A 19,533-nucleotide genomic window follows, 5' to 3' on the forward strand; every position below is an offset into this window, starting at 1 on the left:
GCCGGCTTTCCGACAGGGCCACTTCGACGAATTCGGATGGGTACGATTTTTCCGCGGGCCTGCATTCTGGAATGTCGATTTCATTCGATATGCCCACATTCGGCGTCAAACCCGGCCATCAAGCAACCGGGATGGCTTGGTCAGATCGCAGCGGAGTGGTTCTTTCAAACAGCGGCCGCAGGCGTACTGCTTTCATACCATCAGCGATGTGGAGACTTGCCATGTACACTGCCGGCGAAGAAGAGATCGAAGCCATTGCCAGGGTGATCCGCTCGGGTGCGCTGTTTCGCTATGGCGAGAACAGCGAGTGCAACCGCTTCGAGGCCCGCTATGCCAGGCATCTCGGCGTCGAGCATTTTGCGCTGGCCGCCAGCGGCACCTATGGGCTCGCCGCCGGCCTGATCGGCCTCGGCATCGGCCCGGGCGATGAGGTGCTGGTGCCGGCGCACACCTATATGGCGACCGCAACGGCAGTGCTGTCGGTCGGCGCCATTCCGGTCATTGTCGACATCGACGAGAGCCTGACCATTGACCCGGCCGCTCTGCGCGACGCCATCGGCCCGCGCACCAAGGCGGTCATCCCGGTGCATATGTGGGGTGCGGCCTGCAACATGAACGCGATCATGGATATCGCTAAAAAACGCGGTCTGCTCGTGCTGGAAGATGTCTGCCAGGGCATTGGCGGCGGCTATGAGGGCAAGAAGCTCGGCTCCATCGGCCATGCCGGCGCCTACTCCTTCAACTACTTCAAGAACATCACGTCGGGCGAGGGCGGCGGCATCGCCACCAGCGATCCGAAAGTGGCCGAGCGCGCTCGCTGCGCCATCGACCCCTGCCACTTCTACTGGCAGGGCCGCAGCGACAGCATCAAGCCGTTCGCCGGCATCGGGGCGCGCGCCTCGGAACTGATGGGTGCAATGCTCAATGTCCAGCTCGACCGTCTGGACGGCATCATCGAGGCGATGCGGGCGGAGAAGAAGAAGGTGCTGGCCGGCACGCGCCATCTCGGCAATCTCGGCCTGACGCCGTCGCCGATGAACAGCCCCGACGACGATTGCGCGGCACAGGTAATGTATCTGCTGCCCAGCGAACAGGCGGCGCAGACTTTTTCGAAGACCATTCCGAGCGTCATTGCCGGCAAGACCGGCCGCCACAATTTCACCCAGTGGGACCAGGTGCTGATGCATGAGGGCGCGCATCATCCGGCGCTCAATCCGTACACGCTGCCGGAAAACAAGGGCCTGCGGCTGACCTATGCCGACGACCTCGGCAAGGGTTCTCTCGACATCCTCAACCGCACGGTGATGATCGCGATGAATCCGGCGCATGGCGACGCCGACATCGACGACATGATCCATAACATCGATGCGGCGGCCCGTGTGGCGCTGGAGAATGCCTCGCTGGACGATGTCGAGGTGCGCAAGGCAGCACCGGTGGACCTGCAGAAATTCGACAGCGTGAATTGAAGAGCCGCGTTGGACCGGCTTATTGCCGGTCCAGTCGCATAAAGGCGGCGCGCAGCGCCAGCACTGCGCGCAGGATCTGGCGTTCGTCCATCGCGGCATAGCCGAGCAGCAGGCCGTGTTCCGGCTCGCTCGAATGGTAGTTGATCGAGATGCCCTGCACGTCGAGGCCCTCCTTGACGGCAGCGGCGACGACGTCGCTGTCCTTGTAGGGTCGGATAAAACTGGCCAGCAGCTGCATGCCGGAATCGTTCTCGGTCACAGTCAGCCATTCGGCCAGATGCTCCTGGCACAGTTTTACGAAATTGGCCTGCCGGCGCGCATAGAGCCGGCGCATACGCTTCAGATGCGTGGCGAAATAGCCTTGCGTGATGAAGTCGTTGACCGTCGCCTGCAGGATCAGCGGCGCGAACTGGCCGGTGATCGAGACGGCGCGGTCGAAGGGGACCGACAGTTCGCGCGGCACGATGAGATAGCCGATGCGGAGCGCCGGGATCAGCGTCTTGCCGAAGGAGCCGATATAGACGACCCGGTCGGCGTGATCGAGGCCGCGCAGCGCCGGTACCGGCCGGCCACGGTACCGGTACTCGCCGTCATAATCATCCTCGACGATCCAGGCGCCGTGGCGCTCGGCGATGTCGAGCAGCTGCAGCCGTTCCTCGATGCGCATGATGGTGCCGAACGGCCACTGGCAGGATGGCGTCACATAGATCAGGCGCGGCGGCGGCAGCTCTGGGTCTGCGAGATGCCATCCAAGGCGATCGACCTTCAAGGGCGCAAGCTGCGCGCCGCTGGCGAGAAAGGCGCTCTTGGCGCCGAGATAGCCGGGCTCCTCCATCCAGACATGGTCGCCTTCGTCCATCAGCACGCGCGAAGCGAGGTCGAGTGCTGCCTGCGCGCCGGTGACGATGATGACCTGGTCGGCGGTGCAATTGATGCCGCGCGACAGGCTTATGGTCGAGGCGATGGCCTGGCGCAGGCCGGGATGGCCGGCAAAGGAGATATAGCCGAGCAAATTCTCATCGCGGCTGCGCGCATTGCGCACCAGAAGGCTCGACCAGATGGTGAAGGGAAAGGATGCCGATTCCGGCACGCCCGGATGGAAGTTGATGACGCCGGCATTGCGTGGCGGCTGCGGGCCGTTGACGATGGTCTGACCGCGCCGCGAGAGTTTTTGCGGGGCGGCGAGGCCGGCGCGCAGCGCGGCCGGCGGGCGTTTCTGCTGGATCGGCGCCACCCAGGTGCCGGACCCGGCGCGCGCCTCTATAAACCCTTCGGCGAGCAGCTGGTCGTAGGCGGCGATCACCGTGTTGCGGCCGACCTTGAGATCCTCGGCCAGCGAGCGTGTCGAAGGAAGCAGCGTGTTCTGCTGGATCTGGCCGTCGAGGATGAAGCGCCGCAAGGCGCCGTAGATCTGCCGGTGCATCGGTTCGTCCGAGCCGCGGTCGACCGACATGATGTCGAGGGAAAGGCGCATATGGTCGGCCAAGCTAGTCTCCGACCAACCTGGCGGCGCGGGCGATCTTCTCTTCGTTAAGCAGGCAGACAGTCTCCAGCACCAGCCGTCTGGTTTCGGGACGGACCTCGCGGCTGTTCTTCAGCGCGCGGTGAACGGTTGCCGCGCCGAGTTCCGCCTTCTCGGCGATCTCACGGATGGTGCAAAGCCGTTCCATGCCGAGTGCCGCCTCGAATGCCATGTCGCTCCTCCATCTGCATCAAGGCATGCCTCGTCCCCAGCCTCAAGCTGGAAACGCCGGGCCGGCAACTCGGGGGCAAAAATTTCGATGCCAAGAACTGTGCGATCCGCGCCGCCAAGGGAGGGCGGCGGCGCGGATCGCCGGGCGCTTTCGCGTCGCTACCCCTACCGAGGCGCGCGCCCAACCGGCCCAACCACCAGCCCCCGGCGGTGGTTAGGCCATGTCTCGTATTGCCACGTCGAACCCGGCCGCGCAGGCCGTTTTGAGAAGCGAAGCGTAACCTTTCGTGGCATAGGTCAAGGGGTGTGCCTTGGCCGGATCCTGCTCGGCCTCGACGACGATCCAGCCTTCGAAGCCATGGCTGGCCAGAGGCTGCAGCAGCGACAGGAAATCGACGGAGCCATCGCCGGGCACGGTGAAGATTCCTTCCATCACTGCCGCCATGAAACTCATGTCCTCGCGCCGTGCCTTCTCCAGCACGGCCGCGCGGACGTCCTTGCAATGGAAATGCACGATGCGGTCGAGATGCCGGTTCAGGAGGGAGGCCGGGTCGCCGCCTGAGAACAGACAATGGCCGGTATCGAACAGCAGGCCGACGCTCTTGCCGGTTGCGGCCATCAGCCTGTCGACCTCGTCATCGCTCTCGACGATCGTGCCCATATGGTGATGGAAAGCCATGCCGACGCCGAAGGCAGCCATGCGGTCGGCGAGTTCGGTCAGCTTCTCGCCATAGGCGGTCCATTCGCCGTCAGCGAGGCGCGGACGCTGTGAGATCGGCGCGAAAATGCCGTCATGACGGCCGCGCGAGGTGTCGGCATAGACGACGACCTTGGCGCCGAGGTCGCGCAGCAGGGTCAGATGTGAGGTGATGGCGGCGAATTCCTCGTCGACCGTGCGGTCCAGAATGCGGCCGTCATACCAGCCGGAGACGAGCTCCAGTCCGTAAGAAGACAGGATCGGTCCAAGCTCGTCGCTTCGCCTGGGGAATTTGCCGCCGAGTTCGGTGCCGCGATAGCCGGCCTGCCTGGTTTCCGACAGGCATGTCGCGAGCGGCGTATCGCCGCCGAGTGCGGGAACATCGTCATTGCTCCAGGTGATGGGATTGATGCCGATCTTGACCGTCATGCCGCTACTTCAAAGGGCTCGGGGAAACACAAAGCCGAGGCCGGCAAACTGAGGGGAAAGAGGACCTGTCACTAGGTCCAGTTGAGGTGAATTTGGTAGAGCCAATCGGGAGCGCTAAAGCGCGTCCCGTTTGAACGGACTAAGTCGACGCGCTTAGGTCTTTGCATGTCGTTGTCTCAAAACCGGCGCCACTTTTGAGCGACATGCATTAATCCTGCTGCGGCCTTCCGAAGGCCGCGCGCAGTTCGTCCTTGGCGTCCTCGAGCACTTTCCGGCGCGCCTGCGGCAGGTTCTTGCCGGCGCGGTTGATGTAGAAATTCAGCATCGACATGGCCGACTGAAACGGCTCGGCCTTGCGGCGGTCGCTGTGCTCGGCCGAGCGCTTGAGCGAGGCCGCGATCTTCCTGGCGTCGTCGGCTTCGAAGATGTGGTCCTCGAGGTCCATCGCATCGCTGTGCTCGGTCACCTCGGCCGACCATTTCTTTTTCGCGGTCATGACAAACTCCTTCCTGTCGCAAAAACTCGGGCAGGCCGCCGCCGGTTCCCGAGAAAGTCGCCGGGCCGCTGGAGCCACGGATCATGGCCCTGTGGCGCTGCCCGTCGCGGTGAATGCGCCGATAGTGGCGACACAACGGTCGACTTCCCAGGACCGTAGACAGGAAACGCCTTGACCCCGATCGTCGCCAATCAGGCGGATAGCCCCGGCATCGACAGCAGCTACGCCTGGATGCGGCTTGCCATCTCCATGCTGCTGGCGACGATCGGTGCGGTCGGCATGTGGGCCGTCGTCGTCGTGCTGCCGGCCGTGCAGGCCGAGTTCGGCGTTGACCGCGCCGCGGCATCGATGCCCTACACCGCAACCATGGTCGGCTTCGCCGCCGGCAATGTGCTGGTTGGCCGCGCGGTCGATCGCATGGGGTATTGGATCCCGGCACTGCTATCCTCGGTGGCTCTCGCCGCCGGCCTGCTGCTCGCCGCGCTGTCGACCTCTATCCTGCAATTCACCCTTGCCCAGGGCGTGCTGATTGGTGTCGGCACATCGGTGATCTTCGGGCCGCTGATCGCCGACATCTCGCACTGGTTCAACCATCGGCGCGGCGTCGCCGTCACGGCGGCGGCTGCTGGCAACTATCTCGCCGGAGCGCTCTGGCCAACCATCATGCCGACACTGATCAAGGCGGAAGGCTGGCGCTTCACCTATGCCGGCATCGGTGTATTCTGCCTGGTCACCATGGTGCCACTGGTGCTGTTGTTGCGGCGCGCTGCTCCGACGGCGGCTGCCGCCGGTTCGCCCGGAAGCCGGCCAGTGCAGTCGATTTCGCTGTCGCCGGCGGCGTTACAGGTGCTGCTGATCGTTGCCGGTCTCGGCTGCTGCGTGGCGATGTCGATGCCGCAGGTGCACATCGTCGCCTATTGCATGGATCTTGGCTACGGCATTGCGCATGGCGCCGACATGCTGTCGATCATGATGGCGGCGGGCGTCGTCAGCCGGCTTGCCTCCGGCTTTGTCGCCGACCGCATCGGCGGCGTGAAAACCCTGCTTATCGGTTCCGTGCTGCAATGCCTGTCGCTTTTGTTTTACATCCCGTTCGACGGGCTTGCCTCGCTCTACGTCGTGTCGCTGGTGTTCGGCCTGTCGCAAGGCGGCATCGTGCCTTGCTATGCCATCATCGTGCGCGAATACCTGCCCGCCAGGGAGGCCGGCCAGCGTATCGGCATCGTCATGATGGCGACCATCTTCGGCATGGCGATCGGTGGCTGGATGTCGGGCTGGATCTACGACCTGACCGGCTCCTACGCCGCCGCGTTCCTCAACGGGATCGCGTGGAACTTGCTGAACATAGTGGCCATCGGGCTGCTGCTGTGGAAAGCAAAACGCAGTGCTGCCCTGATGGCTTAGGAAGGCAGGATTGCCCTGTTGCTTGACAAGGGCGATTGGCTGCGCGACGCCAGCAGGCGAGTGGGTGCGGCAGCAGCCGGTTGGCATGGTGGCGGTGGAAAAGCTGGACATGGTTTCGCAAGGGCGCAGCGGCCGGGGCCCGGCACGTGGAGGATGTCCATGACCAAGCCGCGCTCGCGTCGTGGGGGCGGCCGCCCGACCCTATCAGATGTGGCGCGCAAGGCCGGCGTCGGCGCCATCACCGTGTCGCGGGCGCTGCGCGAACCGGAACGCGTCAGCCAAGATCTGCGGCGCCAGATCCAGGCCGCCGTCGACGAACTCGGTTATGTCCCGGATCCCAATGCACGGGCGCTGGCCTCGGCGCGCGCCGATGTGTTCGGCGTGCTGGTGCCGTCGCTGACCAACAACGTCTTCGCAGAAGTGGTGCGCGGCATCTATGACAGCCTGTCGGACGGCCCGTTCCGCGTCCAGCTCGGCAACACCCATTATTCCGGCCTCGAGGAGGAGCGCCTGCTGCAGGTGTTCGCACCGCAGCGCCCGGCGGCGCTGATCGTGGCCGGCATCGACCAGACGCCGACCTCGCGAAAGCTGCTGGAGAGCGCGGGCTGCCCGGTGGTGCAGGTGATGGAGACCGGGCCCGATCCGGTCGACATGCTGGTCGGCTTCTCGCATTTCGACGGCGGCCGCACCGCGACCGAGCATCTGATCGAGGCGGGCTACCGGCGGATCGGCTTCATCGGCGCACGCATGGACCCGCGCTCGCAGCGGCGGCTTGCCGGCTATCGCGCGGCAATGGAGAAGGCCGGCCTGTTCGACCCGCGGCTGGTCACCACCACGCCGCTACTGTCCAGCGTGACGCTCGGCCGCGAGCTGCTTCGCGATGCGCTGGCCAAGATGCCGGCGCTCGACGGCGTCTTCTGCAACAATGACGACATCGCGCTCGGCGTTTTGTTCGAATGCCATAGCGCCGCGCTCAACGTGCCGAAAACAATCGGCATTGTCGGCTTCAACGACCTCGAAATGATGCAGGCGGCGTTCCCGCCGCTCACCAGTATCCGCACCCCTCGCTATGAAATCGGCCGTCGGTCTGTCGCCATGGCGCTGGCGGCGATCGCAGGACGAAGGCCTGAGCAGCGGGTCGTCGATCTTGGTTTCGAACTCAAGCCCCGCGAGAGCACCGCACGCTGAACACGCTTTGGCCGGCCTCAGCAAATGGTGCTTTACACAACGTCATGGTAGCGCTACCATTTTCGTCGGGCAGACGTTTTGATGAAAGGCCGCCCCTGTTTATTATACATAAGCAACAGCTCATGCTTGTTTATTATGTATAATATGCTAGTTTCGTTTCTCGCCTGTGAAGCGGCGAGGGGGAGGGGATCGGGCCGGCTTCGGCCCTTGAGACGTGGCGCCGGCCAGGCTGGAGGGCCTTCGGCAGGCGTGGAAAACACACCACGACAAACAGCATCAAATTAACAAGCAGCAGCAAATAAAACTACAACTGGGAGGAATATCGATGATCAAGTCACTTGTTGGTGGCATCGTTGCCGCCACTGCATTCGTCATGCTGAGTTCGTCGGCCATGGCCGACCCGGAAGTTGTCAAGGGCCCGTCGGCTGAGCCGGATTGCTTTGCGCCCTGGGCGGCCGATACGCAGTTCTTCAAGTTCCCCAAGAAAGACGGCCCATACCGCATCGCGCTCGCCAATGGCTATATCGCCAACACCTGGCGCATCCAGATGGTGCAGACCGCCAAGGCCTATGCGGCCCAGCCGGAGGTCGCCGCGAAACTGAAGGAATTCAAGGTCGTCTCGACCGGCGAGGACGTGCCGGCTCAGATTTCGGCGATCAACAACTTCATCGATTCCGGCTATGACGCGATCGTCGTCAACGCCCAGAACCCGACCGCTTTCGGGCCGGTCATCAAGCGCGCCAAGGAAGCTGGCGTCATCCTCGTCGCCTTCGACAATATTCTCGATACCAAGGACGCCATCAACGTCAATGTCGACCAGAAGGGCCTTGGCGAATTGTGGGGCAAATGGCTGGTCGGCCATGTGCCGAATGGCGGCAAGGTGCTCGAAGTGCGCGGCGTTGCCGGGACTTCCGTCGACACCGACCGTCACAACGGAATCCATGAAGCGCTCGATGCCTCCGGCAAGAAATGGGACGTCACCGAGGTGGTCGGCAAATGGGACGACGGCGTGGCACAGAAGGCTACGGCCGACGCCATTGCCACCAACGGTCCGTTCGACGGAATCACCGGGCAAGGCGGCGACACCGGCATCGTGCAGGCGATGATCGATGCCAAGCATGCTTTCGTGCCGTTCGGCGGGGAGACCGAGAACGGTTTCCGCAAGTTCTGCGCGGCACATGCCGGCGACGGGCTGAAATGCTCATCGGCCGGCACCGGTCCGGCGCAGGTCGCGGTCGCCATCAAGACGGCGATTGCCGCGCTCGAAGGCAACGTCGTTCCGCAAGCAGTGAAACTGCCACTGGCGATCGTCGAGGATCCGAACTTCAAGGCCGGTCAGGATTTCTTCCCCGACCAGTCCGACAATTTCTTCGTCGGCAATTCCTTCCCGACCTGCGGCATCAATTTCACCGCGCAGGAAATTATGGGCCAGACCAAAGCTGACCAATAGGGGCTGACCAATAGGCGGCATATCCGGCGCCGCGGGATCTCCGCGGCGCCGGCCACTCGATATCCCTTGAAGTCAAACTGCCTCGGGAGGGCCGATGGACGGTGCGGTTCCGCTCTTCCGGATGGAAGGCATATCCAAGCGCTATGGTGGTGTGCGGGCGCTGGAAAAGGCCGAGCTTTCGGTCTCGTCCGGTAGCATCCACGCCATTCTCGGCGAAAACGGCGCCGGCAAATCGACGCTGATCAAGGTCATGGCGGGCGTCGTCGCGCCCGACGAAGGCCGCATGATGCTGAACGGCAGCGAGGTGACGTTCGCTTCGCCTGCTGCTGCAAACAAGTCCGGCATCGTCTGCATCTTCCAGGAGCTGTCGCTGGTTCCCGAACTCAGCGTTGCCGACAACATCGTCATCTCCGATCCGCCGAAGCGTTTCGGCATGATCGACCGCAAGGCGCAGCGCCGCATTGCCGAGGATGCGCTGGCACGCGCAGGTGCGGCCGACATCCATCCATTGGCGCTGGTCAAGGATCTTCCGCTTTCAAGAAGACAGATGGTCGAGATCGCCAAGGCATTGGCCAGGAAGCCGCGCATCCTGATCCTCGACGAGGCGACCTCGGCCCTGACCGCGACGGACGTCGCCAGGATATTCAGCGTGCTCAAGCGATTGCGCTCGGAAGGGCTGGCGCTGCTTTACATTTCGCACCGCATGAACGAGATCGCCGAGCTTGCCGACCACTGCACGGTGTTTCGCAACGGCCGCAATGTCGCCAGCTACAAGGCAGGCACAAAGAGCGACAACGAAGTCGTCGAACTGATGATCGGGCGCGAATACAGCCATATTTTCCCGCCGAAACCCGCGCGCACCGCAGCCGCCGCCGTTCCCGTGCTGGAGGCGCGCAAGCTGTCCTGGACGGACCGGCTGGACAATGTCTCGCTGACGGTCGGGGCAGGCGAGGTCGTCGGCCTTGGCGGCCTGGACGGCCAGGGCCAGCGCGAATTGCTGCTTGCCTTTTTCGGTGTGCTGCGCGGCCTCGGCGGCCAGATCCTTATCGACGGCAAGCCTGTTTCGATCGCCAGCCCCCAAGCGGCGCGCGACGACCGCATCGGCATGGCGCTGATCCCGGAGGACCGCAAGACCGAAGGCCTGATGCTGCCGATGACGGTGCGCGAGAACCTCTCCTTTGCCGCCCTAGACCGGCTGTCCAAGGCCGGCATCATCGACCGCGCGGCCGAACAGCGGCTGATCGACGACATGGTCGGGCTGCTGGCGATCAAGACGGCCGGCCTCGACATTCCGGTCGGTGCGCTGTCGGGGGGCAACCAGCAGAAGGTGGTCATCGCCAAATGGCTGATGCGCCAGCCGCGTATCATCCTGCTCAACGATCCGACGCGCGGCATCGATGTCGGCACCAAGCAGGAACTCTATCAACTGATGCGCAAGCTGGCGGATGCGGGGGCGGCGATCCTGTTCTATTCGACCGACTATGACGAACTGATCGGCTGCTGCGACCGCGTGCTGGTGCTCTATGACGGCGCGGTGAAGCGCGAGCTGGTCGGGGCCGAGATCACCGAGCGGGCACTCATTGCAAGCGCGCTCAACATCCACGGCGATGACGCCGGCGCGAGAGACGATGCCGGCGCAAGACAGGGAGCGGACGCGTGAAGGAGTGGCGCTACTGGCTGGCCGAGCAGCGCGGAACACTGATGGCGCTTGGTATATTCATTGTCATGTTCGTCATCTACACCTCGAACCATCCGGCGGGCTTCACCGCCAATGTCGTGCAGACGGCGTCCAACAAGGGCGTGCTGCTCGCCTTCGTCGCCATGGCGCAGACACTGGTCGTGATCACCGCCGGCATCGACCTCTCCGTCGGCATGATCTTCACGCTGACCAATTGCCTCGCCTCCTGGCTGGTCATCGGCACCGGCCTCGAGACCGCTTTCGGCGTCATCGCCGTGCTCGGCACCGGGCTCCTTTGCGGAGCGATCAACGGCGCCATCGTCATCTACGGCCGCCTGCAGCCGATCGTCGCCACGATCGCCACGGGTGCGGTCTATTTCGGCATCGCGCTGCTGCTCAGGCCGTTTCCCGGTGGTTCGGTCAACGAAGGTCTCGCCGACGCGCTGACCGGACGCCTGTTCGGCGTGGTGCCGGCGAGCCTGGTCGTGCTGCTCGCCGTCGTGCTCGTGGTCTGGGTGCCGTTCAGCCGCTCGGTGCTCGGGCGCGCGGCCTATGCGGCCGGGTCCTCGGAGACGGCGGCCTACATGTCCGGTGTGCCGATAAGGCGCGGCAAGTTCGCTGCCTACGCGCTCGCAGGCCTGTTGGCCGCGATCGGCGGACTGTTCCTGACCTTCTTCACCTATACCGGCGATGCAGCCTATGCCAGCGGCAACGCCTATACGCTGTTTTCGATTGCCGCGGTGGTGCTGGGCGGCGTCTCGCTGTTCGGCGGCAAAGGCAGCGCCATCGGCGCCATCTTCGGCGCCTTGGCCTTCCGCACCATCGGCGACCTGTTGTTCGTGTTCGATTTCGACCCGCTATGGCAGCCACTGTTCCAGGGCGTTATCCTGCTGGTTGCGGTCAGCCTCGGCGCCTTCGCACTGTTTCGGGTCCGCAACCGGCTGGAGTGGTTCCTGTGAGCGAAACGACGTTGGGCGGCATAGCCGGCCGCATGCCGAAATTCATCCGCCGCGCCGATCCGGCGGTGCTGACGGCCTTCGCCTGCATCGTGCTGTTGCTGTTCCTAGGCAGCCTCTATTCCAGGAGCTTTCTGTCGCCTGAATATCTCTTGCAGCAGCTCAAGGTGGCCTCGTTCCTCGGCGTCATCGCCACAGGCATGATGCTGGTCATCCTGCTAGGCCAGATCGACCTGTCGGTGCCGTGGGCGGTGGCGGCGGGCGCGATGATGGCGTGTGCGGCTGCGGCCTATGGCCCGATCGGTGTGGCGCTGGCCATCCCGTTCGGCATCTTCTGCGGGGTGCTGATCGGCATCGTCAACGGCTTTGGCGTCGCCTATCTGCGCATACCCTCGATGATCATCACGCTCGCCACCAACGCTGTCGCGCAAGGGCTCATGGTCGTTTATACCGGCGGCTACTCGCCACAGGATTCGGCCACCGGCGCCATGCGCTATCTTGCGACAGGTTTTACCATTCCTGGCGTGCCTAACGCCGTCATCATCTGGGCGCTGATTGGCGCTGCGATGGTGTTCGTGCTGTCCCGCACCAGCTTCGGCCGCACCGTCTACGGCATCGGCAACCGCGAGCGTGCCGCCTATCTCTCCGGCATCGATACAAGGCGCGTGGTGATGATCGCCTTCGCTATCTCAGGCGGGCTGTCCGCCTTTGGCGGGGTGCTTCTCGCCGGCTATGCCTCCAAGGCGGCGCAATCGATGGGCGATGCCTATCTCTTGCCGTCGATCGCCGCCGTGGTTCTGGGCGGCACCTCGATCCTGGGTGGCCGCGGCTCCTATCTCGGCACCGTCGCCGGTGTCATCCTGATCACGCTCCTGCAGTCCATCCTTTCGGTCATGCAGATGCCGGAGGCGGGGCGGCAGATCGTCTATGGCCTGGTCATCGTTGCCATGCTCCTGCTCTACGGCCGCGCGCCGGCAAGCCGCTGACCGTGGACGAAAAGACCGCAAAGGCGCCAATGGGCGCTACCGGCTCAGTGCCTCGGGCCATTGTGGTGATGGGCGTCGCCGGCTGCGGAAAATCGGCTGTCGGCAAGGCATTGGCAGCAGAGGAAGGGGCCGTCTTTGTCGAAGGCGACAGGCTGCACCCGCCCGAAAACGTCGCCCGCATGGCGAGCGGCGAGCCGCTCACAGATCAACTGCGTGAGGGCTGGCTCGATGCCATCGGCGAGCGGATCGCCGACCTGACCGGCAGCGGCCAAAGCGTGGTTGCCGCCTGCTCGGCGCTGAAGCGCAGCTACCGCGATCGTCTGCGTGGCTTCCGCCGGGATATCGATTTCATCTATCTGAAGATCGATCCCGCAACCGCCAAGCAGCGTGTCGCCAACCGCAAGGGCCATTTCATGCCGGCAAGCCTGGTCGAAAGCCAGTTCGCCATCCTTGAGCCGCCTGGCGCCGACGAGCGGGCGCTGACGGCCGACGCCACACTTCCAGTGGCTGAGATCGTCACCGCCGTTGCCAGCCTGCTGGCCGGCGCAAAATCATGAACCACCCTCGTCGGGCAAGGCGGTTTCCGGCCGTTCGGTGAACCGGTCGGCGCCGGACCAGACCATCATTTGCTCGGGATAGAGTTTCAGCGCCTCCAGCAAGCGGTCGCGCTTGAGCAATATGTACTCGGCCTGCAGCGCCATGTTCTTGGCGCCGGCTCTGGCCGCGCGCTCGCCGGCCTCTGCCGGGGCCGGCACCAGTTCGGGACTTAGGACGGCGCGGTATTGGCGGAACGGATCGGTCTCGAAGGTCGACATGGAAAACAGCGCCGCCTTGCCTCTGGCAGCGAAATTCGTCGGCGCCGAGGCGAGGTGAGTCCAGCCGCTCTCGCCAAGGCCGACTTCGGTGAATGTCGAGCCGGCATGCACGGTGTTGGTCACCAATACGACGCCTTTGTTGCCAAGGATCTTCTGGATCCGGCCGGTGACCTGGTAGGCGTCGCTGCGGTCGAACACGATCCGGCTTTTCAGGAAACGGTTCTCGACCCGAACCATCGGCGGGTTCAGGAAGCGCAAGCCGAAGGTCGAATCGGATATGCCGTGAGCCCTGACGCTGAGCTGGTGTGTCTCGATGCCGGCCTCATGGAGAGCGCGTTTGCCGATGATGGTCTGTGCCGTGAACTGATCGCACCAGATGATAGCGCCGTGGCCGCGCTTCAGCGCCGCTTGCAGGCCTTCCAGGCCCTCCAGCCGGATATCAGGTGACCAGCGGCGGCCGATGAGATGCGCGGCAAGCAGCAAACGCCGGCGGTGGTTGGCGCAGAGCAAGGCCCTGAACTGCCTTTGCGCATCGATGCCATTGCCGAGCACGGCGCGCGTCGCGGCGGCGTAGCGCACGAAATCCTTGCGGATATGGCGCTTGAGGCGCAGCCCCGATACGCGGCTGCAGACCGCGGCCCACCAATCGACCGGCAGCGATGCCGCGACGCCGATGTAGAAGGCGGCCAGCAGCAGCTCGCGGAGATCCCTGTTGTTGAAGGTGCGCAACTTGCCGGCGCGGACCTGCTTGCGGCTGAAGAAGCGGACATGCTCGGCGCGTTCGGGCACCAGGATGTCGGCGATGATTTCCGTATGATAAATGACGGCGGAAGATGGTGTCCGGTCGGCTTTCCGGGATTTTCCCAACCACGGCAGCCTCATCCGATCGGTGTCCACCTGTTCTTGCGTGCGTCCGGAAATCGCTTTACTGCGTCTGCCACGGGCGCGCAATCGGCGCCGGCAAGGCCATGGTGAACGCCATTCAGGGTTCGAACTTGAAACAGGCCCTATCGGTAGCACTTCCCCAACTGGCGCCCTGGCGGCCGGCTGCGGTGGCGCTGATGGCGCCGGACCGGCCGTCCCTGAGCTTTGCCGGCCTCGCCAATCTTGTCGACAAGCTCTGCGGCGATCTCGCCAGGCGTGGCGTTGCCCGCGGCACGGCCGTCGGCATCGTCTTGCCCAACGGCCCGGAAATGGCGGCCTGTTTCCTGGCGGTCTCGGCGTTGGCGACGGCGGCGCCGCTCAATCCGGCTTACGGCGAAGACGAATTCCGCTTCTATCTCGGCGATCTCGATGTGAAGCTGCTGCTGTGCGGACAAGGCATGGGCGATGCCGCGCGCAACGCCGCAAAGGGGCTCGGCATTGCGGTGCTCGACGTCGTCGTGACCGACGGCGCCAAGGCCGGCGAGTTTCTGCTGGCGGGCGACGCCGAGGTGGAGGCTGCCAGCGAGGCTCGCCTCGACGATATGCAGTTCAACGGACCCGACGATTTCGCGCTTGTCCTGCACACATCGGGAACCACGGCGCGACCGAAGATCGTCGGCTTGCGGCAGCGCAATCTGCAGGCATCGATGGCCAACATCGCCAGCACCCTGGCGCTGTCGGCAAACGATATGTGTCTCAACGTGATGCCGCTGTTCCACATTCACGGGCTGATGGCGGCGCTCAGCGCACAGCTGGCAGTCGGCGGCGCTGTTGTCTGCACGCCGGGCTTCAACCCGCTCAAATTCTACGGCTGGCTGGGCGATTTCCGGCCGAGCTGGTACAGCGCGGTGCCGACCATGCATCAGGCGATCCTGGCGCGCGCCGCCCGCAATGGCGAAACCATCGCGGCTGCGCGGCTGCGCTTCATCCGCTCGTCTTCGGCAGCGCTTCCCGACACCGTGTTCCGCGACCTCGAGCGCGTCTTCGGCTGTCCGGTGGTCGAGGCCTATGGCATGACCGAGGCGGCGCACCAGATGACATCCAACGGCCTGCCGCCGGCACGCCGCAAGCCAGGCTCGGTCGGCCTGCCTGCGGGTCCGCAGGTGACGATCCTGGACGACAAGGGGACGATCCTGCCGGCGGGTGAAAAGGGCGAGATCGCGGTGCGCGGCGCCAACATCCATGATGGCTATCTCGACAATCCGGTGGCCAATGAAGCTGCCTTCAGCGATGGCTGGTTCCGCACCGGCGACCAGGGCCTCATCGACGAGGATGGCGATCTGAAGATCACCGGGCGGCTGAAGGAGATCATCAATCGCGGCGGCGAAAAGATCTCGCCGCTCGAGGTCGACAATGTGCTGCTCGATCATCCGCTGGTGGCGCAGGCGGTGACCTTCGCCGTGCCGCACGCCATGCTCGGCGAAGAGGTGGGTGCGGCCATCGTGCTGGCCGAGGGCGCCACCGCCGATGCCGAGCAGATACGCGATTTCGCGCGCAGCCGGATCGTCGAGTTCAAGGTGCCGCGCCACATCCTGTTTCTCCAGGAGATACCCAAGGGTCCCACCGGCAAAATCCAGCGCGTCGGCCTGGCCGGCAAGCTCGGCCTGGTCTGAGGACTCTCATTTCAGCATGATCTTGTCCGAAAACCGGTTCGCACTTTTCGGGACCATGCTCTAATTTAGATCTGCGATGTCAGCTCGACCGGAAAATCATCATTGTCGGCGTCGCGCATGGCGGCGAGGCTGCGATTGTCCAGCACTTCGGCGATCGCCTGGCGCACTTCCAGCATCATGTGCCGGACTTGGCAGGTCGCCTCGTCGCAATCCTCGCAGCGCTGGTATTGCGTGCGGCTGGCGCAGGGTATGGGAGCGAGCGGGCCGTCCAGCACGCGCACGACGTGGCCGATCTTGATTTCGGAAGCCGGCCGGGCGAGGCGATAACCGCCTTCCTTGCCCTTGCGACTGAGGACGAAACCGGCATTGCGCAGCTCGCCCAGAATGGCATCCAGGAATTTCTTCGGGATGTTGTTGGCGATCGCGATGTCGTTGACGAATGCAAGCTGGCCGACCGGCAGGCCGGAAAGATGCACGAGGGCCTTGAGGCCGTATTTGCCTTTTTTGGTAAGCATGCCCGCTTCAGTTCATGAAAACCCCAACCACCCGCATCTGGCGGTTGTTTGTGTGCAAATCATGACGTTTCGCCTGAACAACCCGGTTTCGCGTAGAACAAGCCGCCCGATTGCACGTTGGGCACAAAGGCGTTGATTCTTTGTAACGTTTTTCACCGATCGCGACAGATTCCGCCTGAAGCCGTTTGTCGGCGCGCGAAAACGAAGAAGCGGCAAAGCGCCGGCTTTCTTGTGAGGTGAGGTCGAACGCTGCTGATATCAGCGGCTGCCATAGGTCTGGTCGAGCAGACCGCCGGCGGCGAAGTGCTCCTTCTGTACCTTGTCCCAGCCGCCAAAGACGTCTTCCACAGTCAGCAGGCGGACATCGGGGAAGTCGGCCTTGTATTTTGCCGCGACTTCAGCGTTGCGGGCGCGCAGGCCATTTTCAGCCGCGATGGTCTGGCCCTCGGGCGTGTAGAGGAAATCGAGATAGGTCTTGGCGAGGTCACGGCTGCCGTGCTCGTCGGCGACCTTGTCGACGATCGCCACCGGGAATTCGGCGAGCAGGCTGACCGTTGGCGTGACCTGTTCGAACTTGTCGTTGCCATACTCCTTGCGGATGCCGCGCGTTTCCGACTCGAAGGTGATCAGCACGTCGCCGATCTCGCGTTGCACGAAGGTGGTGGTGGCGGCGCGCCCGCCGGTGTCGAAGATCGGCACGTTGTTGAACAGCTTGGTGACGAACTCCTTCACCTTGGCGTCGTCGCCCTTGAAGGCTTCCTTGGCGTAGGCGGTTGCGGCCAGATAGGTGTAGCGCGCATTGCCCGAGGTCTTGGGGTTGGGGAAGATCACCTGCACGTCGTCGCGCACGAGGTCGTTCCAGTCCTTGATGTGCTTGGGGTTGCCCGCGCGGACGAGAAAGGATGGGAGCGAATAGAAGGGCGAGGCGTTGTCGGGGAAATCCTTCTGCCAGTCGGCGGAGACGAGGCCTTTCTTGACCAGAAAGTCGATGTCGGTGACCTGGTTGAAGGTGACGACATCGGCGCCGAGGCCTTCGGCAATGGCGCGCGCCTGCGCCGAGGTGCCGGCGTGCGACTGGTCGACGGTGACGCCCGGATGGCCGGCGGTGAAAGCCTTGTTGATCTGGACGAACAGTTCGCGGCCGACATCATAGGAAGCGTTGAGCAATTTGTCGGCCGACCAGGCCTGCGAACAGGCGAGGATCAGGCCGGCGACAGTGGCGACGCTGAGGAAAAATCGCTTCATGAAAACAGGCTCCGATGTGCAATGCGTTGCCAGAACATAGCCGGGCCGGAGGGTGTACTGCGAGGCACACGGGGCAGACGTATGGCGTTACAGCGAAAAAGAAATCGCTGAAGCAGGTTATCGGCGAAATTTCATTCCAGTCGAAATGCCGATGCGTTGGGGTTTTCTGTGGTTTGCAACTCGAGGCCGAGTGGCATATACAAATGGCATATACAAGTGGAACAGACAGGGGAGGCTGCCATGCCGCAGCACCGTCACTCAATACCACCGCCCAGGGAGGCGAAGTTGTTTCGCAACAACCGCAGTCAGGCGGTTCGCATCCCTGTCGAATTCGAGCTGCCTGGCGAGAAGGTCCTGATCAGCCGCGATGGCAACCGGCTGATCATCGAGCCGGTCCGTCAACCAGGCCTCACCGCCTTGCTCACCCAATGGGCGAAAGAGCCGCCGCTTGGTCCTGAAGACGACTTTCCCGAGATCCATGATGCGCCCGTGGGGCCTGAGGATATCTTTTGATGCGGTTCATGCTGGACACCAACATTCTCAGCGACATGATCCGAAACCCTGCCGGCAAGGCTGCCAGTGCGGCGGTTCGCGCGGGAGACGGTGCCCTGTGCACCAGCATCGTTGTCGCCTCGGAGCTGCGCTATGGCTGCGCCCGCAAGGGATCGGCCAAGCTGCTCGCCAAGGTGGAGGAATTGCTCGCCGAGTTACCTGTGCTGCCGCTCGACGTGCCGGTGGATGCCGAATACGGCGCACTTCGTGCCGAACTGGAAGCAAGGGGCCAGGTCATCGGCCACAATGATCTTTTCATTGCTGCCCATGCCTGTGTGTTGGGGACGACACTGGTGACGGCCAACACCGCTGAGTTCCGTCGGATCAAGGGCCTGACGGTCGAGAACTGGCTGGAGTAGCGCCGGATCGATGTCTATGCCGCCGGGAAAAGCTTCCAGCGCCTCGGCCTGAACGCCACCCGGCTCTTCTGCGCCGCAGGATGGTCCACAGGCAGTTCGATCTCGACGCGCTGGCGCTCGCCGGCGATTTCCAGTTCGACGCGTCTTGTGCCGGCGACGCGGCGGCTGGCGGCGACCGTGCCGGCGATGCAGCCGCTGCAGCCGTCGAGCAGTTCGATATCGTGCGGGCGGAAGTACAGCGTCGCATCGCCCTCGGGTGCGTGCGGCGCCGACACGCCGATCGGACGGTCGGCGAGCCAGATCTCGCCATTCTCAACCTTGACAGGCAGCATGCTCGATTCGCCGATGAAGGAGTAGACGAAGGGCGAGTTCGGCGTGTCGTAGATCTCGTCGGCGGAGCCGACCTGCTCGATGCGGCCCTGGCTCATCACCACGACGCGGTCGGCAAGCTCGAGCGCCTCTTCCTGGTCGTGGGTGACGAAGACGGTGGTGTGGCCGGTACGGTCATGGATCTCGCGCAGCCAGCGGCGCAGTTCCCGGCGCACCTGCGCATCGAGCGCGCCGAACGGCTCGTCGAGCAACAGCACCTTGGGCTCGATGGCCATGGCCCGGGCGAGCGCCACGCGCTGGCGCTGGCCACCCGAAAGTTGCGCCGGATAGCGCTTTTCCAGGCCGGAAAGCTGAACGAGATCGAGCAGTTCGGAGGCGCGTCGGCGGATTTCGGCCGCCGGTGGTCGCGACGGTCCATGCCGCACCTTGAGGCCGAAGCCGATATTGTCGGCGACCGTCATGTGCCGGAACAGCGCATAGTGCTGGAAGACGAAGCCGACATTGCGCTCCTGGATCGAGCGGTGCGAGGCGTCCTCGTCGCCGAAGAAGATCTTTCCGCGCGTCGGCCGCTCCAGGCCGGCGATAAGCCTCAGCAGCGTCGTCTTGCCGGAGCCGGATGGCCCAAGCAGCGCGATCAGCTCACCCGATTTGATGTCAAGCGATACGTCATGGAGGGCCGGAAACCGGTCAAACTCCTTGCGTACGTTGGCAACGCGAACTTCCATCAAATGTCCCTT

General features: G+C 63.9%; 19 protein-coding genes. 11 read left to right on the forward strand and 8 right to left on the reverse strand.

The features are described from left to right. Window positions 1-221 precede the first annotated feature (221 nt). The gene (locus tag NKL04_RS03385; protein WP_023673061.1) at window positions 222-1,466 is read left to right on the forward strand and encodes a DegT/DnrJ/EryC1/StrS family aminotransferase; all 1,245 of its coding nucleotides are present in this window, start codon (window positions 222-224) and stop codon (window positions 1,464-1,466) included. 19 nt (window positions 1,467-1,485) lie between these two features. On the opposite strand, the gene mocR is transcribed toward NKL04_RS03385, so the two are convergent. The 4 genes from mocR to NKL04_RS03405 all read right to left on the reverse strand — a co-directional run bounded on the left by mocR (window position 1,486) and on the right by NKL04_RS03405 (window position 4,781). After that, on the reverse strand, window positions 1,486-2,952 hold the full coding sequence (gene mocR, locus NKL04_RS03390; protein ID WP_023673062.1) for a rhizopine catabolism transcriptional regulator MocR: 1,467 nt from the start codon (window positions 2,950-2,952) through the stop codon (window positions 1,486-1,488). A 1-nt stretch (window position 2,953) separates the two neighbouring features. After that, window positions 2,954-3,160, reverse strand: a complete 207-nt coding sequence (locus tag NKL04_RS03395) for a LacI family DNA-binding transcriptional regulator (RefSeq protein WP_023673063.1) — start codon at window positions 3,158-3,160, stop codon at window positions 2,954-2,956. A gap of 213 nt (window positions 3,161-3,373) precedes the next feature. Then, a complete protein-coding gene (gene iolE, locus NKL04_RS03400; protein ID WP_023699662.1) occupies window positions 3,374-4,285 on the reverse strand; it encodes a myo-inosose-2 dehydratase in 912 nt (303 codons plus the stop codon). Window positions 4,286-4,493: 208 nt separating this feature from the next. Continuing rightward, a complete protein-coding gene (locus NKL04_RS03405; RefSeq protein WP_023673065.1) occupies window positions 4,494-4,781 on the reverse strand; it encodes a DUF3175 domain-containing protein in 288 nt (95 codons plus the stop codon). A 231-nt stretch (window positions 4,782-5,012) separates the two neighbouring features. On the opposite strand from NKL04_RS03405, the gene NKL04_RS03410 reads away from it, so the two are divergent. The 7 genes from NKL04_RS03410 (at window position 5,013) to NKL04_RS03440 (ending at window position 13,000) form a co-directional block, all read left to right on the forward strand. Then, a complete protein-coding gene (locus NKL04_RS03410) occupies window positions 5,013-6,185 on the forward strand; it encodes an MFS transporter (protein WP_050591957.1) in 1,173 nt (390 codons plus the stop codon). Between the two features lie 159 nt (window positions 6,186-6,344). After that, window positions 6,345-7,373 carry an HTH-type transcriptional regulator GntR gene (gene gntR / locus NKL04_RS03415; RefSeq protein WP_023682222.1) on the forward strand — a complete coding sequence of 343 codons (1,029 nt, stop codon included), beginning with the start codon at window positions 6,345-6,347 and terminating at the stop codon, window positions 7,371-7,373. Window positions 7,374-7,698: 325 nt separating this feature from the next. Then, the gene (locus NKL04_RS03420) at window positions 7,699-8,823 is read left to right on the forward strand and encodes a sugar ABC transporter substrate-binding protein (RefSeq protein ID WP_023682221.1); all 1,125 of its coding nucleotides are present in this window, start codon (window positions 7,699-7,701) and stop codon (window positions 8,821-8,823) included. 94 nt (window positions 8,824-8,917) lie between these two features. Then, window positions 8,918-10,483 (forward strand): sugar ABC transporter ATP-binding protein, encoded by a 1,566-nt coding sequence (locus tag NKL04_RS03425; RefSeq protein ID WP_023687963.1) that lies wholly within the window; start codon window positions 8,918-8,920, stop codon window positions 10,481-10,483. After that, window positions 10,480-11,460, forward strand: coding sequence for an ABC transporter permease (locus NKL04_RS03430; protein WP_023699661.1), 981 nt, complete (start codon window positions 10,480-10,482; stop codon window positions 11,458-11,460). The genes NKL04_RS03425 and NKL04_RS03430 overlap by 4 nt, the downstream gene beginning before the upstream one ends. After that, window positions 11,457-12,443, forward strand: a complete 987-nt coding sequence (locus NKL04_RS03435) for an ABC transporter permease (protein WP_023673071.1) — start codon at window positions 11,457-11,459, stop codon at window positions 12,441-12,443. The genes NKL04_RS03430 and NKL04_RS03435 overlap by 4 nt, the downstream gene beginning before the upstream one ends. 2 nt (window positions 12,444-12,445) lie before the next feature. Further along, window positions 12,446-13,000, forward strand: a complete 555-nt coding sequence (locus tag NKL04_RS03440) for a gluconokinase (protein ID WP_023673072.1) — start codon at window positions 12,446-12,448, stop codon at window positions 12,998-13,000. On the opposite strand, the gene NKL04_RS03445 is transcribed toward NKL04_RS03440, so the two are convergent. Then, a complete protein-coding gene (locus tag NKL04_RS03445; RefSeq protein ID WP_348529176.1) occupies window positions 12,995-14,125 on the reverse strand; it encodes a hypothetical protein in 1,131 nt (376 codons plus the stop codon). The genes NKL04_RS03440 and NKL04_RS03445 overlap by 6 nt on opposite strands. A gap of 128 nt (window positions 14,126-14,253) precedes the next feature. Between NKL04_RS03445 and NKL04_RS03450 the strand changes: the two genes are divergently transcribed. Further along, a complete protein-coding gene (locus NKL04_RS03450) occupies window positions 14,254-15,795 on the forward strand; it encodes an acyl--CoA ligase (protein WP_050587033.1) in 1,542 nt (513 codons plus the stop codon). A 65-nt stretch (window positions 15,796-15,860) separates the two neighbouring features. Here the strand turns inward: NKL04_RS03450 and NKL04_RS03455 are convergent, their stop codons facing one another. Then, window positions 15,861-16,310: an RrF2 family transcriptional regulator gene (locus NKL04_RS03455; protein ID WP_023673075.1), complete on the reverse strand. Its 450-nt coding sequence runs from the start codon at window positions 16,308-16,310 to the stop codon at window positions 15,861-15,863. Between the two features lie 258 nt (window positions 16,311-16,568). Further along, window positions 16,569-17,555 carry a sulfate ABC transporter substrate-binding protein gene (locus NKL04_RS03460; RefSeq protein WP_023699658.1) on the reverse strand — a complete coding sequence of 329 codons (987 nt, stop codon included), beginning with the start codon at window positions 17,553-17,555 and terminating at the stop codon, window positions 16,569-16,571. A gap of 240 nt (window positions 17,556-17,795) precedes the next feature. On the opposite strand from NKL04_RS03460, the gene NKL04_RS03465 reads away from it, so the two are divergent. After that, window positions 17,796-18,068, forward strand: coding sequence for an AbrB/MazE/SpoVT family DNA-binding domain-containing protein (locus NKL04_RS03465; protein WP_023699657.1), 273 nt, complete (start codon window positions 17,796-17,798; stop codon window positions 18,066-18,068). Beyond that, window positions 18,068-18,466, forward strand: coding sequence for a type II toxin-antitoxin system VapC family toxin (locus tag NKL04_RS03470; protein WP_023699656.1), 399 nt, complete (start codon window positions 18,068-18,070; stop codon window positions 18,464-18,466). Before NKL04_RS03465 ends, NKL04_RS03470 begins: the two co-directional genes overlap by 1 nt. A 14-nt stretch (window positions 18,467-18,480) precedes the next feature. Here NKL04_RS03470 and NKL04_RS03475 read toward each other — a convergent pair whose 3' ends face one another. After that, on the reverse strand, window positions 18,481-19,521 hold the full coding sequence (locus tag NKL04_RS03475; protein WP_023699655.1) for a sulfate/molybdate ABC transporter ATP-binding protein: 1,041 nt from the start codon (window positions 19,519-19,521) through the stop codon (window positions 18,481-18,483). Window positions 19,522-19,533: the final 12 nt, after the last annotated feature.

Source organism: Mesorhizobium sp. C264A (genome assembly GCF_040324515.1).
In the GTDB taxonomy this organism is placed as follows: Bacteria; Pseudomonadota; Alphaproteobacteria; order Rhizobiales; family Rhizobiaceae; genus Mesorhizobium.

Excerpts from the sequence above, each read along its gene's own strand:
- NKL04_RS03385 (WP_023673061.1), top strand. The coding sequence starts at position 222 with ATGTACACTGCCGGCGAAGAAGAGATCGAAGCCATTGCCAGGGTGATC.
- NKL04_RS03395 (WP_023673063.1), bottom strand. The coding sequence starts at position 3,160 with ATGGCATTCGAGGCGGCACTCGGCATGGAACGGCTTTGCACCATCCGT.
- iolE (WP_023699662.1), bottom strand. The coding sequence starts at position 4,285 with ATGACGGTCAAGATCGGCATCAATCCCATCACCTGGAGCAATGACGAT.
- NKL04_RS03405 (WP_023673065.1), bottom strand. The coding sequence starts at position 4,781 with ATGACCGCGAAAAAGAAATGGTCGGCCGAGGTGACCGAGCACAGCGAT.
- NKL04_RS03410 (WP_050591957.1), top strand. The coding sequence starts at position 5,013 with ATGCGGCTTGCCATCTCCATGCTGCTGGCGACGATCGGTGCGGTCGGC.
- gntR (WP_023682222.1), top strand. The coding sequence starts at position 6,345 with ATGACCAAGCCGCGCTCGCGTCGTGGGGGCGGCCGCCCGACCCTATCA.
- NKL04_RS03420 (WP_023682221.1), top strand. The coding sequence starts at position 7,699 with ATGATCAAGTCACTTGTTGGTGGCATCGTTGCCGCCACTGCATTCGTC.
- NKL04_RS03425 (WP_023687963.1), top strand. The coding sequence starts at position 8,918 with ATGGACGGTGCGGTTCCGCTCTTCCGGATGGAAGGCATATCCAAGCGC.
- NKL04_RS03455 (WP_023673075.1), bottom strand. The coding sequence starts at position 16,310 with ATGCTTACCAAAAAAGGCAAATACGGCCTCAAGGCCCTCGTGCATCTT.
- NKL04_RS03460 (WP_023699658.1), bottom strand. The coding sequence starts at position 17,555 with ATGAAGCGATTTTTCCTCAGCGTCGCCACTGTCGCCGGCCTGATCCTC.
- NKL04_RS03465 (WP_023699657.1), top strand. The coding sequence starts at position 17,796 with ATGCCGCAGCACCGTCACTCAATACCACCGCCCAGGGAGGCGAAGTTG.
- NKL04_RS03470 (WP_023699656.1), top strand. The coding sequence starts at position 18,068 with ATGCGGTTCATGCTGGACACCAACATTCTCAGCGACATGATCCGAAAC.
- NKL04_RS03475 (WP_023699655.1), bottom strand. The coding sequence starts at position 19,521 with ATGGAAGTTCGCGTTGCCAACGTACGCAAGGAGTTTGACCGGTTTCCG.